Origin of the sequence: Paenibacillus sp. FSL H7-0943, from assembly GCF_037963265.1 — a bacterium.
Lineage (GTDB): Bacteria > Bacillota > Bacilli > Paenibacillales > Paenibacillaceae > Paenibacillus_AQ > Paenibacillus_AQ odorifer.
This window is the reverse complement of sequence record NZ_CP150148.1, coordinates 4639517-4651876: the sequence shown is the minus strand read 5'-3', so window position 1 is coordinate 4651876 and position 12360 is coordinate 4639517. Positions and strand designations below refer to the sequence as shown.

Below are 12360 nucleotides of genomic sequence, written 5' to 3'. Positions count from 1 at the left end.
TGTGTATATGGATCATAAGGATTATGTAAGAGAGGCCTACCGCTCGATATTGCGCAGTGACTTTGCCGAAGCTATTGTTTGCTTCGAGTCTGCAATTGCAGCAAGCCCTGCTGATGCCGAGGTTAGATATCGTTGTTCCATAACGTATGCCCGCAGTGGTATGCTAGATAAAGCTTTAGTTCATGCTCAGGCTGCTGTAAAGCTGGACACCAGCAAACCTGAGTATAGTCTGCATCTGCAGCATTTGCAGGCTATGATGCATGTACAAGAAGCCAAACGGTTGATAGAAGATGAAGATAACAAAACTCGCAACCCTTATCATCCGATTACACTGCTCAAAGAGGCTATTACCCTTGATCCATTATATGGGGATGCTTATGTATGGCTTGCTATCGCGCATAGCCGAGTGAATGAACATTTACAAGCTATGACTGCCTTAAAAGAAGTGATTTCGTTACATCCGGATGATTCTGGCTTGCGGGAATTGATGAGAGACCTTCAGAAATCCATACAATCGTATATGCAATAACTATATAACTAGTGAGAGCGAGGATGGAAAAAATATGAATAACAAGATCAGGGTCGTTGTATCCGGCGCAGGCGGAAGAATGGGTAAAGAGGTTGTTAAACTTGTATTGCAGGACGAAGAACTGGAGTTAGCAGCAGCAGTAGATCGTTCTTCGGGCGATATTGATGCAGGGCGTCTGGTAGGTCTGGAAGACTCAGGCGTTATTGTAACTTCTGATCTTGAGGCCGCCCTCGCGGGAAGCAACGGAGATGTCCTTGTCGATTTCACTACACCGCAGTCAGCGTATACGAATACAGCGCTAGCTATTAAGTACGGAGTGCGTCCGGTTATCGGTACAACCGGATTCACACCGGAGCAGATGGTGGAACTGGACAAGCAGTGTCAAGAACAGGGGATTGGCGGACTTATTGCTCCGAATTTCTCCATTGGAGCTATTCTATTGATGAAATTTGCGGCACAAGCTTCAAAGTACTTCCCGCATCTGGAAATTATAGAGTATCATGGTGACCAGAAACTGGATGCTCCATCTGGAACTGCGGTCAAAACCGCAGAGATGATTTCGGAAGTTCGTGAGGAACTTCGTCAAGGTAATCCTAAAGAGGAAGAAACCATTGAAGGTGCCCGTGGTGGTTACTATAACGGATTCCGGATACATAGTGTCCGTCTTCCTGGTGTGTTTGCTCAAGAAGAAGTGATTTTTGGTGGATTCGGACAATCCTTGAAGATTCGCCATGATTCTTATGAGCGTGCAGGATATATGCCAGGCGTTAAGATGGGTATTGAAAAGGTAATGGGATATACAGGCTTGATCTATGGATTCGAGCACTTTATAGAATAGACAGGAGAGAACACCATGTTAAAGATCGCATTTATTGCCCACGATCGTAAAAAAGATGAAATCGTAAATTTTGTATTAGCTTATGAACATGTATTTGAAGGTCATGAACTATTTTCTACAGGGACTACTGGCCAACGGATTATGGATGTAACTAACTTAAAAATTCATCGTTACATGTCTGGTCCATTAGGTGGAGATCAGCAAATCGGTGCAATGGTAGCACAGGATGAACTGGATCTTATTATTTTCATGCGGGATCCATTAATGGCGCAGCCACATGAACCTGATATTTCAGCTCTGCTTCGTTTGTGTGACGTATACGGGATACCGGTAGCTACGAATATTGCCACAGCGGAGGTTCTTGTGAAGGCGATTGATCGTGGTGATTTTGCTTGGCGTGCACTGGTTCACAAATACAAACCAGGTGTTGATGAATGAAGCTGGACATTCTTGTATTTGGTGCGCATGCAGATGATGCGGAGATTGGTATGGCAGGAACAATTGCGAAACATACCGCTGCGGGACTTAAGGTGGGACTTTGCGATTTAACAGCCGCGGAAATGTCATCGAACGGTACAGTAGAACTTCGCAAGCAAGAAGCGCAGCAAGCTGCAGACCTTCTCGGAGCATCCGTGCGGACAAACCTGGGTCTGCCAGATAGAGGGCTTTTTATTACAGCAGAGCATGTGGCGGCTGTGACTGCTGAAATTCGCCGCTTTTCTCCTACGATAGTTTTTGCTCCTTATTGGGAGGATCGTCATCCCGATCATATCGCCTGTAGCAAGCTGGTGGAAGAGGCTGTGTTTAATGCCAAGCTACGTAAATATATGCCGGACAAGCCGGCAATTCCTGCTCCACAGCTGTACTTCTATTTTATCAATGATTTAGGACGTACCGATCTTATTGTTGATGTTACTGAACAATATGGCTTGAAGGAGCAGGCATTGTCCTGCTATCGCTCGCAGTTCACCAAACCTCCGGGTGAGGATGCTGTATCCACACCGTTAACGGAAGGCTACATTGAACGAGTCCGTTCGAGAGATATGCTGCTTGGCCAGCGCAGGCTGATTCCTTATGCAGAAGGGTTTGCAACCAAGGTACCTCATACGGTGGAATTGTTTACTTAAGGAACGGATATAACGAAGTTTGTATGATAATATAATAAGCTGATTATGATTGATCCAGGAGCGCTTGGAATGAATACGCCATTGCGCTCCTGAGAGCTTTTTTTGAACAGCTTAGAGAAATGAAGTCCTGTGTGATTTTGAAAGAAACGGTGTTCGCTTCGCTTTTTTGAAAGCGGCCGACAAACAATAGATGATTCATTACACGAATCAATACTGGAGAAGAAGGAGACAGGAAGATGGATCGTATGCTAAAAATAGGAATTACCTGTTATCCGTCTCTTGGCGGTTCAGGCGTAGTTGCGACTGAATTAGGTAAACTCTTGGCCGAGAAGGGTCATGAAGTTCATTTTATTACACATAGTATCCCGTTCCGGTTGGGAACGTTTCAGAAAAATATTTTTTACCATGAGGTAGAAGTAAACGATTATTATGTATTCCGCTATCCTCCGTACGATCTAGCGCTTGCTACGAAGATGGCTCAGGTTGCCAAAATGCAAAATCTGGATCTTCTCCATGTTCACTATGCAGTGCCACACGCAGTGTGTGCTTTCCTTGCAAAGCAAATGCTTGGGAACGATATGAAGGTTGTAACGACTTTGCATGGTACGGATATAACGGTGCTTGGTCAGGATGAATCGCTTAAAGATTTGATTCGTCTGGGGATTAATGAAAGTGATGCCGTTACGGCGGTCTCTCAGGATCTTATTAGAGAAACACGGGACGTACTCGATATTACCCGCGACATTGATCTCACTTATAACTTCGTGGATCATCGGGTCTATTATCCGCGTGATGTAACGGATCTGCGGGGAGATTTCGCAGCGCCTGATGAGAAGATTCTGATGCATATCAGTAATTTCCGTCCTGTAAAAAGAGTCAGCGATGTTGTTGACGTTTTTGCAAAAGTGAATCGTGAACTGCCTTCACGCCTGCTGCTTGTAGGTGAAGGTCCGGATCTTCCCAAAATTCAAGCCAAAATTAGCGAAATGGGTCTGGAAGATAAAGTTCGTTTTCTGGGAAGGCAGGATGAAATCGCTCAGGTGATCTCTTTAGCTGATCTGCTTCTGCTACCTTCCGAGAAGGAAAGCTTTGGTCTGGTTGCTCTGGAAGCAATGGCTTGCGGCGTACCGACGATTGGCTCGCAAACCGGAGGCATCCCTGAGCTTATAGAGCATGGAAAGACTGGATTCCTTGCACCGATTGGCGATACAACGGCTATGGCTAAATATGCAGTTAAGCTCCTGTCGGATGAACGTATGGTGCAACAGTTCAGAGAAGCTTGTTTACAAACAGCCTGCAAAGATTTCTGTAAGGATTCGATAACGAAACAATATGAAGATATTTATTACCGGGTGCTGGGGCGCAAGGTACTTGGACTGGACCCGGTTCGGGGGTAAGGAGTCATATATGGAATGGACAATGGCACCTTCTGCGATGGCAATTGCAGCGGAAATTGTAATTTCCGAGTTAACCCAAAATGGTCACGAGGCTTATTGGGTTGGAGGATGTATTCGCGATGAGCTATTGGGTAGGCCAGTGCATGATATGGATATTACAACCTCAGCACTGCCAGAGGAAGTGATAGCTATCTTTGCGCGCAGTGTGCCAACAGGATTAGCTCATGGTACGGTCACCGTGATACAGGATGGTTGTGGGTTTGAAGTGACGACATACCGGACAGAGAGTGGTTATGTAGACCACCGTCGTCCTGAGCATGTTTTTTTCGTCAACGATGTGAAGGAGGATCTTCGTCGTCGTGATTTCACGATCAACGCGATTTGCTGTGGATTAAATGGGGAACTTATTGATCCTTTTGAGGGTGAGAAGGATCTACAGCTGCAGGTGATTCGCTGTGTAGGCGATGCGGAGGAGCGGTTTGACGAAGATGCACTTCGTATGCTTCGCTGCATTCGTTTTGCATCGGTGCTGGATTTCTCCATCGCGAAGAACACGTGGAGGGGCCTGATGCGCCAGCGGGATAAGCTGGCGCATATTGCTGTGGAGCGTGTCCGCGCGGAGCTGGACCGCATCGTCGAGGGGCCGCATCCTCTGCGCGGCCTCGGCATGCTAGCGCGCTGCGAGCTGCTGGCGCGCGGCAAAGCCCCGTTCCCCTGGACCGGAACCGATATGGCGGCTGCTGCCGCCTTAACGGCCGGGGTCGGGGAACTGGAGAGCGCCCGCCTGCGGTGGGCGCTTCTCCTCCATGCCCTGAAGCAATCGGCCCAAGAGGCCGATGTGCTGCTGCGGGCATGGACGTTCTCGGGGACGACGCGGAGCGGCGTCGTCCAGGTGCTGCGGGTCCGCGAAGCTTGGACCGCTGCGATAGAGGCCATGCCGCCGGGTAAGGGCGGCATGGAAGGTCTGCGGCGGCAATGGATCGCCGCCGTGCTGGCCTTCGGCGTGGAAGCCGCCGAAGGGTGGCTCTCGCTGCTGGCGATCCTGCCAGCCGCCGCACCTTCGCTTCCCGCTGTGGTTTCACCGGCGGCCTCTTCTGCCTTTTCCGTCGTGGAATCGACAGAGGCCTCAACAACACCTGCCGCTGTAAATGTACAAGCGGCAAGAGAATGGATCGCTCAAATGCCGCTAACCAGCCTTTCAGAGCTTGAGATTACAGGCAATGAGCTGGTGGGGGCTTTGGACAAACGTCCGGGACCATGGCTAGGCAAAATGTTAAATGGACTCCTGCAAGCGGTCGCTTCAGGTGATTTACCTAACGATAAACAATTATTACTGCTTGAAGCAAAAAGGATGGATAGACATGAGCGATGATAAAGCGCTGTCGCTAACTGAGCTGAAGCGAGAGACCTCCGCTTCGAATTGGGTAGGCGTCATTCAGTTGCTGGAATCTGTGGTGTCCACTCAAGAAGAAGCTAAGTTTTTAGCGGAGAACGGCGCGCCGGAAGGGACAACTGTCATCGCGGAAGAACAGACGGGCGCCCGAGGCCGAATGGGAAGAAAGTGGTTTTCTCCCCGTGGCAAGGGCATTTGGATGAGTATTGTGTTACGGCCCCAATTACCCTTGTCGGAGACTCCGCAGCTGACATTGCTGGCTGGGGTTGCCGTCTGTAAGGCAATTCGACGGGTAACAGGTGTAGATGCCGGCATCAAATGGCCGAATGATCTGCTCGCAGGCGGTCGTAAGATTTGTGGGATTTTACTGGAATCTTCTCTAAGAGAAGGGGAGCTTCATTATTGCATTGCTGGAATTGGCATTTCCGCGAACATGACAGAGGAAGATTATCCTGATCATCTGCAGGAGGTCGCGACTTCACTTCGGATTGAGCGGGGGGGTGCTCCAGTTGACCGTTCTGAGCTGGTAAAAGCAGTTTTGGACGAGCTGGAGATGCATTACAATTTGTACATGAAGCAAGGTTTTAAACCCATCAAAGAACTATGGGAGTCCATGTCAGTGACTTTGGGCCGCCAGATCGCACTGAATAGCCCTCAGGGGCGTTCCGAAGGTGTGGTAGTAGGTTTGGATGAAATAGGTGGTCTGCTGCTTAAAAACAGCTTAGGAGAGATCTCTAACGTATGCTCAGGTGAAATTGAACTTTTATAATATTTTTTATATGACAAGGGTATCATCCCTTGTCATATTTTTTTCGTGTAATTCCGAGCTTTTTTTGTTATACTATGGGTCGGAGGCGGTATCGTTTATCGAACTGTACTCTTGAACTGAAGAACTTTTTTATATTTTTATTATTGGAAATACCTTCATAACTGCGTTTGACGGTTACGTTGGATTCTGCTCTGAGCCGTAAGGACCGAGACAGAAGGGACGATCGCAAGTGACTCTTTTTTGCCCTTCGGACCTTTTTAGCAAATGATTGCTAAAAGGTTTTTTTGTTGCGATTTTTACGGGCAGGTTACTTAAAAAAGGAGGACGAAAAGAGAAATGGCAAACAAACAAGCGCTAAATATTGTAAAAATGAAAAAAATGAAAGCAGAAGGTGTGCCCCTGAGCATGCTGACCGCTTATGATTATCCGTCTGCAGTTCTTGCAGAAGAAGCAGGTATCGACCTTATTTTGGTTGGTGACTCTCTTGGGAATGTAGTCCTTGGATACGATACAACTTTACCGGTAACGATTGAAGATATGGTGTACCATACCCGCTCGGTAACTCGAGGAGCACAAAGCACCTTTATCGTGGCGGATATGCCATTTATGACTTATCACGGAAGTGTAGATGAAACTCTGCGGGGAGTGCGCAGATTAATGCAGGAAGGGCGGGCTCATGCCGTCAAAATGGAAGGTGGACTCGAGATTTGTGAGACTGTAGCTACGGTGGTAGCTGCGGGAGTCCCTGTACTGGGACATATCGGGCTTACTCCGCAATCCGTGAATATGATTGGTGGCTACCGGATTCAAGGCAAAGATGCCAAAGATGCGCAACGCCTGATGGATGAAGCTAAGGCGCTTGAGGCCGCAGGTGCTTTTGCAATCGTTCTGGAGCTGGTAACGGAAGAAGTAGCCCAAGCGATCTCTGAAGCGCTTAGCATCCCAACCATTGGGATCGGTGCAGGCCGTTACTGTGATGGACAGGTATTGGTTTTCCATGATTTGCTGCGATATGCCTCACCTTACCGTGAGAAACGTTTTGTCAAAACCTATGCGGATGTGGGTAATGTAATCCGTGAGGGCATCAGCCAATATGTGAAGGAAGTGAAGGAACGTTCCTTCCCAGATGAAAGTCACGTTTTTAATGCAGATGAAACGGTTTTGGAATCTTTATATGGCGCTGCAAGAAAGGAAGGGAAATAAATGAGAGTCGTCAGAAGCATGGAGCAGCTGCGCGAAGCTTTGGAGTATATGAGACAAGGCGGGCACGCCCCGATTGGGTTCGTTCCTACGATGGGATACTTGCATGACGGACATGCCAGTTTGCTTCGCCGGGCTGGAGAAATGAGCAACACAGTGGTAATGAGCATTTTTGTGAATCCTTTGCAATTCGGGCCAAACGAGGATTATGATTCCTATCCGCGTGACGAGCGTCGTGATTTGGAACTCGCTGAACGTGAGGGAGTAGATATTGTATTTATCCCCAGTGTGGAAGAAATGTATCCGCAGCCTACTCGGACTACGGTCTCGGTATCGGAGCTTACTACCCGGCTTTGTGGGGCTTCCCGCCCTGGGCATTTTGATGGTGTAACCACAGTGGTTAATAAATTCTTCAATGTCGTACAGCCGGATTATGCTTTCTTTGGGCTGAAGGATGCTCAACAAGTTGCAGTGCTTCGCCGAATGGTGTCCGATCTTAATATGAATGTCGAAATTATTCCTTGTCCGATCGTTCGTGAAGGGGATGGACTTGCACTCAGCTCACGTAACGTATTCTTGTCTCCAGAGGAGCGTAGTCAGGCATTGGTGTTATCTCGTTCCTTACGTGAAGCACGTCAGTCTATTGAAGAAGGAAAAGTAACAACCGTTGCTGAAGTGCGGGAATTGTTGACATCGGTTATTTCCAGCTCTCCTCTAGCGATGATTGATTATGCGGAGATCCTAACATTCCCTGATCTTGAAGGATTAGAGGATGAAGCTCTTTTATCAGAAGTGGATGGGGAAATTATTATAGCGCTCGCCGTGAAGTTTGGCAGAACACGCTTGATTGATAATAATGTATTTATACCAAAGGAGGTTGCTGCACTTGTTTAGACATATGATGAAATCCAAAATTCACCGCGCAACAGTAACGGAAGCGAATTTGAACTATGTGGGCAGTATTACCATTGATGAGAGCTTGATGGAAGCCGCGGACATTCTTGAGAATGAAAAAGTTCAAATTGTGGATAACAACAATGGTTCACGACTGGAAACCTATGTAATCCCTGGACCGCGTGGAAGCGGAGTGATCTGTCTTAATGGTGCCGCAGCTCGTCTTGTTCAGCCGGGCGATACAGTAATTATCATTTCCTATGCGATGTTGTCCTCGGAAGAACTGGAGTCACATAAGCCAACGGTGGTATTCGTGGATGAGAATAACAAACCAGTGAAGCTGGCTGATCATGAATTGCATGCTACAATCGCTTAATGTATGGACTTACGCCATGTAATGAATGGCAGGGATGAAAGACCCCGATCTCGCAGAAAATGAAGTCAGGCAAGCTGAACTGATTTCATCTTCAGTAAGGGGGGATCGCCCATGTTTCAACATTTGTTTGCTGAAATGAACAAGGTGCTTCAGGAGATCGTAACAGATTACCCTACAGCGGAGGGTGCCCGCCGGAACGAGCTTTTATGCAATTATAATATGCTGCATAGACTGAGCGATAAAGTGATGGATGAATGGCTCGCTTTTGCTGAGAAGCTTAGTTCCTTTCGCGAAAGTGCTGATTTTACAGCAGTGGTCGAAGAGGAAGTGCCGGAACAGGAAGCACCAGAGCTATGTATGGATTCCTTTGTAAGAGGTCAGGGGTATTATAAGCTGCTGATGTATGGAAAGTGTATTGATCAGTTTAAAGAAGTTATTGCGCAATACCCGGATAGCTTGGCTGCTCGATTATATTTAGCCATCTCTTATCTGCAGGAAGGTGACGGTGAGGCCGCTTGGAGTCATCTGAACCATATGCTGGGCTTGATACGGGAAACCAAGCTGAAAGCCATGGTTTATAATGCTTTAGGCTGCATACGAGCCTCACAGGAACGTTTCAATGAAGCGCAGGAATTGTTTGATCTTGCTTTGCAGCATGACCCTGCGCTTCCGGAACCAAACGTTAACTTAGAGGTATGCCGCCGTCGTGGAGGGAAGCTGCATTTTGGAAATCAGCTGGTTTCCCTTTTGTAAAAGAATAACTGTTTTGGAAATTTCCATTCAAGCGATGCATCCCCTGAACCAGTGGTGTGCATCGCCTTTTTTCGCAACTTCTGTTATGCTGATTAAGAGTCTCAATTGAAAGGGAATAGAATTATAATGAAATTTGCCGTGCTTGATTTTGAAACAACAGGAACCCAATCCGTGGGTGAAATTATCCAGGTTGGCCTTGCAATTATAGAAGAAGACCGGTCCATCTCCCGGGTATATGGTTCCTATGTCAAGCCCGGAACGCCGATTCCTCCTTTTATAACAGGTCTGACGGGGATTACCGAAGATGATGTTAAGGATGCGCCTGAGCTGGATGAGATGATGATGGAGCTTGTTCCGCTCTTGGATGATGTTGTGCTTGTAGGGCATAATGTCGCTTTCGACTTCCATTTTTTACAAAATGCTTTAGATCGTTGTGGTTATTTGCCATTTCAAGGGCGGATTTTGGATACGATTGATTTTCTGAAAATTTGCTTTCCTTCGCTCACATCTTATCAACTAGGCTCTGTCAGTGCTCATTTTGGAGTGACACATGATCGTCCGCATCAGGCAGATAGTGATGCACTTGCGACTGCTTTAGTGCTGTTGAAATGTCTTGAGGAGCTCTACGAGCTGCCGCTGCTTACGATCCAGAGACTCTGTGAGCTGTTTACCGAAGAGGATAGTGATCTGGGCTGGTACTTTGATGGTCTTCTGCGAGAGCGGGAAGCGGAGACGCTACAGCCCGAAGGTGATCTGACTTTCTATCGTCAATTAGCGCTTGCAGTAGGAGATTGGACGGAGTTAGCGCCACCTAGAGATGAGCATGCTGAGAATCCGCTAGCGAATTTATCTTTTACTGATTATATGGACGAAGTAACCAAACGACTTAAAGACACATTACCGCAGTATGAAAGCCGGGAAGCTCAGGATATTATGATCAATGAGGTGATGACGGCACTTGCCGAAGACAAACACCTACTGATCGAAGCGGGCACAGGAACCGGTAAATCGCTCGGTTATTTGTTGCCTGCCATATATCAAAGCGTTCGCACCAATGAAAAAGTCATGGTCAGCACTCATACCATTAATCTGCAGGACCAATTGCGCGAGCGGGATATCCCTTTGTTAACGCAGGTAGTTCCTTTTCCGTTTAAAGCTGCTATTTTTAAGGGAAGAGGGCATTATTTGTGTCTGCGTAAGTTTGAGCATAAAATTAATAAAAAGGACTTTATAAGCCCAAGGGAAGATGCGCTTACTGCAGCTCAGATGATTGTATGGCTCACTCAAAGTGAATCAGGGGATGATGAAGAGCTGAATTTAAGCGGCCGGGGCGGTGACTTCTGGGAGACGGTGGCAAGCGATACCGATTCCTGTCTGGGCCGTTCTTGTCCTTGGTTCCGCAAATGTTATTATCATAGGGCCAAGCATGAAGCTGGGATTGCTGACGTGGTTATTACGAACCACTCCAAGCTATTCGCAGATGTTAAGGCTGGGCACCAGCTGCTTCCGGCTTACGAGCATCTTGTCATTGATGAAGCACATCATTTAGAAGATGTGGCTGGTAAACATCTTGGCATGCATATGAAGCATTTCACTGTGGCACACACGTTATCGCGACTGTATAAAGATAGCCGAAACGGACAGCTTCCTGCTCTGCGTCAGATATTACAGTCGTCAGGCAGTGAAGAGGCTTCAGAATGGAGCGGAGTCATCGATCGGATCTACCCGGATCTGCTTACTGTCAAAGAAACCTGGGATGCACTCAGCGACAAGCTGTTCAGCCTATTGCCGGAACGCAGTGATGCAGGGGCAGGAGAAGCGGGACAACTGGTTATGCGGTTGCTTCCCGCCCGTAAGCCGAAGGATTGGGATGAATTGGTTGCGCTAGAGAACACTATGAATCTGACGTTAAGCGACATCATCCGTAAGGGTGATAAAATGCTTAACGAGATGCGTGACCAGGAAAGCCAATCCTCAGCAGACAGCCTTGTTACTGATATTAGCGGTTTATTTAAAGATTTGGCTTCCATACGTGAGCAAGTAAGATTCTTTATGGGGCTGAATGACGATAATGTAGTATATTGGCTGGAGGCAAATGGAAATTACCGCAGCAAATCACTACAGCTGTATGCCGTCCCTGTGGATGTTAGCAGCCAGCTTAAAGAGTTGTTCTTCGATAAGAAAAAAAGCATCGTGCTTACCTCGGCGACGCTATCTGTAGATAAATCTTTTCAATTTATGATTGATAATCTCGGACTTAACGAAGCTGTAGAAGAGGGACGTCTAATGACCTCACTCCTTCCATCTCCCTTTAAGTATCGCGAGCAGGCACTGCTAGTTATACCGCGTGATTTTCCTAGTGTGAAGGGGAGTGTGGGCGATGCTCGATTTGTCGATACACTCGTACAGTCATTATCGGAAGCTGCTAAAACAACACGTGGGCGGATGCTGGTTCTGTTTACTTCTTATAAAATGCTGCGTCAGGTATATGATCCGCTTAAAGAGGCTTTGGCCTCACAAGAGATTACGGTGCTTGGTCAAGGCGTGGAAGGTGGCAGCCGGAGCAAGCTGATCCGGCGCTTTCAGGACAGTGCAGCATCCGTATTGCTGGGGACGAGCAGCTTCTGGGAAGGTGTAGATATTCCAGGTGAAGCACTGACTTGCCTGGCCATCGTGAGACTTCCGTTTCAACCACCGAATCACCCGTTGGCGGAAGCGAAGTCGGAGTTATTGCAGGCCCAGAAGAAGAATCCGTTCATGAAATTATCTGTTCCTCAAGCGGTTATTCGTTTTAAGCAGGGATTCGGAAGACTGGTTCGCACGGCGCAGGATCGCGGAATAGTTATTGTTTATGATACAAGGGTTATTGAATCTCATTACGGGAAGTATTTCCTTTATTCATTGCCTGGTCCCAAAATGGAGCATATGCTTACTGATCAAATGGTCCCCCGCATAGCGGAATGGCTAGAGGATGGTGGCGCTTCTTAAAACGCTCGTCTTCAGTTTAGCTCCTCCTTATCCTTAAGGGCGGTGTGTTACAGTACCGTCCTTAATAAGGAGAGGTAGACGTTTGAATATGGATTT

12 protein-coding genes are annotated in these 12360 nt (G+C 47.4%); all 12 read left to right on the top strand.

The annotated features are described in order from the left end of the window. The first annotated feature begins 7 nt into the window (after nt 1-7). The 12 genes from NSQ55_RS20365 to dinG all read left to right on the top strand — a co-directional run bounded on the left by NSQ55_RS20365 (nt 8) and on the right by dinG (nt 12264). Entirely contained in the window at nt 8-529 is a 522-nt protein-coding gene (locus tag NSQ55_RS20365; protein ID WP_036676272.1) for a tetratricopeptide repeat protein, read from the top strand. Nucleotides 530-563: 34 nt separating this feature from the next. Continuing rightward, entirely contained in the window at nt 564-1367 is an 804-nt protein-coding gene (gene dapB, locus NSQ55_RS20360; protein WP_036676273.1) for a 4-hydroxy-tetrahydrodipicolinate reductase, read from the top strand. A gap of 15 nt (nt 1368-1382) precedes the next feature. Beyond that, nucleotides 1383-1805, top strand: a complete 423-nt coding sequence (gene mgsA, locus NSQ55_RS20355) for a methylglyoxal synthase (RefSeq protein ID WP_036676275.1) — start codon at nt 1383-1385, stop codon at nt 1803-1805. Then, entirely contained in the window at nt 1802-2494 is a 693-nt protein-coding gene (gene bshB1 / locus NSQ55_RS20350) for a bacillithiol biosynthesis deacetylase BshB1 (RefSeq protein WP_038572419.1), read from the top strand. The genes mgsA and bshB1 overlap by 4 nt, the downstream gene beginning before the upstream one ends. Nucleotides 2495-2730: 236 nt before the next feature. Continuing rightward, entirely contained in the window at nt 2731-3891 is a 1161-nt protein-coding gene (gene bshA, locus NSQ55_RS20345) for an N-acetyl-alpha-D-glucosaminyl L-malate synthase BshA (RefSeq protein ID WP_036676278.1), read from the top strand. Further along, a complete protein-coding gene (locus NSQ55_RS20340; RefSeq protein ID WP_339168847.1) occupies nt 3866-5263 on the top strand; it encodes a CCA tRNA nucleotidyltransferase in 1398 nt (465 codons plus the stop codon). The genes bshA and NSQ55_RS20340 overlap by 26 nt, the downstream gene beginning before the upstream one ends. Further along, nucleotides 5253-6053: a biotin--[acetyl-CoA-carboxylase] ligase gene (locus tag NSQ55_RS20335; protein ID WP_076127538.1), complete on the top strand. Its 801-nt coding sequence runs from the start codon at nt 5253-5255 to the stop codon at nt 6051-6053. The genes NSQ55_RS20340 and NSQ55_RS20335 overlap by 11 nt, the downstream gene beginning before the upstream one ends. Nucleotides 6054-6389: 336 nt before the next feature. After that, nucleotides 6390-7256: a 3-methyl-2-oxobutanoate hydroxymethyltransferase gene (panB, locus tag NSQ55_RS20330; RefSeq protein WP_076127540.1), complete on the top strand. Its 867-nt coding sequence runs from the start codon at nt 6390-6392 to the stop codon at nt 7254-7256. After that, on the top strand, nt 7257-8147 hold the full coding sequence (gene panC / locus NSQ55_RS20325; RefSeq protein ID WP_339168842.1) for a pantoate--beta-alanine ligase: 891 nt from the start codon (nt 7257-7259) through the stop codon (nt 8145-8147). Beyond that, nucleotides 8140-8523: an aspartate 1-decarboxylase gene (panD, locus tag NSQ55_RS20320; RefSeq protein WP_036676288.1), complete on the top strand. Its 384-nt coding sequence runs from the start codon at nt 8140-8142 to the stop codon at nt 8521-8523. Before panC ends, panD begins: the two co-directional genes overlap by 8 nt. A 111-nt stretch (nt 8524-8634) precedes the next feature. Further along, nucleotides 8635-9276 carry a hypothetical protein gene (locus NSQ55_RS20315; RefSeq protein WP_076127543.1) on the top strand — a complete coding sequence of 214 codons (642 nt, stop codon included), beginning with the start codon at nt 8635-8637 and terminating at the stop codon, nt 9274-9276. 126 nt (nt 9277-9402) lie between these two features. Further along, entirely contained in the window at nt 9403-12264 is a 2862-nt protein-coding gene (gene dinG, locus NSQ55_RS20310) for an ATP-dependent DNA helicase DinG (RefSeq protein WP_339168840.1), read from the top strand. The last annotated feature ends 96 nt before the right edge of the window (nt 12265-12360 follow it).

Bases quoted from the DNA above. Each gene is read 5' to 3' on its own strand.
- NSQ55_RS20365 (WP_036676272.1), top strand. From the start codon at position 8: ATGGATCATAAGGATTATGTAAGAGAGGCCTACCGCTCGATATTGCGC.
- dapB (WP_036676273.1), top strand. From the start codon at position 564: ATGAATAACAAGATCAGGGTCGTTGTATCCGGCGCAGGCGGAAGAATG.
- mgsA (WP_036676275.1), top strand. From the start codon at position 1,383: ATGTTAAAGATCGCATTTATTGCCCACGATCGTAAAAAAGATGAAATC.
- bshB1 (WP_038572419.1), top strand. From the start codon at position 1,802: ATGAAGCTGGACATTCTTGTATTTGGTGCGCATGCAGATGATGCGGAG.
- bshA (WP_036676278.1), top strand. From the start codon at position 2,731: ATGGATCGTATGCTAAAAATAGGAATTACCTGTTATCCGTCTCTTGGC.
- NSQ55_RS20335 (WP_076127538.1), top strand. From the start codon at position 5,253: ATGAGCGATGATAAAGCGCTGTCGCTAACTGAGCTGAAGCGAGAGACC.
- panB (WP_076127540.1), top strand. From the start codon at position 6,390: ATGGCAAACAAACAAGCGCTAAATATTGTAAAAATGAAAAAAATGAAA.
- panC (WP_339168842.1), top strand. From the start codon at position 7,257: ATGAGAGTCGTCAGAAGCATGGAGCAGCTGCGCGAAGCTTTGGAGTAT.
- NSQ55_RS20315 (WP_076127543.1), top strand. From the start codon at position 8,635: ATGTTTCAACATTTGTTTGCTGAAATGAACAAGGTGCTTCAGGAGATC.
- dinG (WP_339168840.1), top strand. From the start codon at position 9,403: ATGAAATTTGCCGTGCTTGATTTTGAAACAACAGGAACCCAATCCGTG.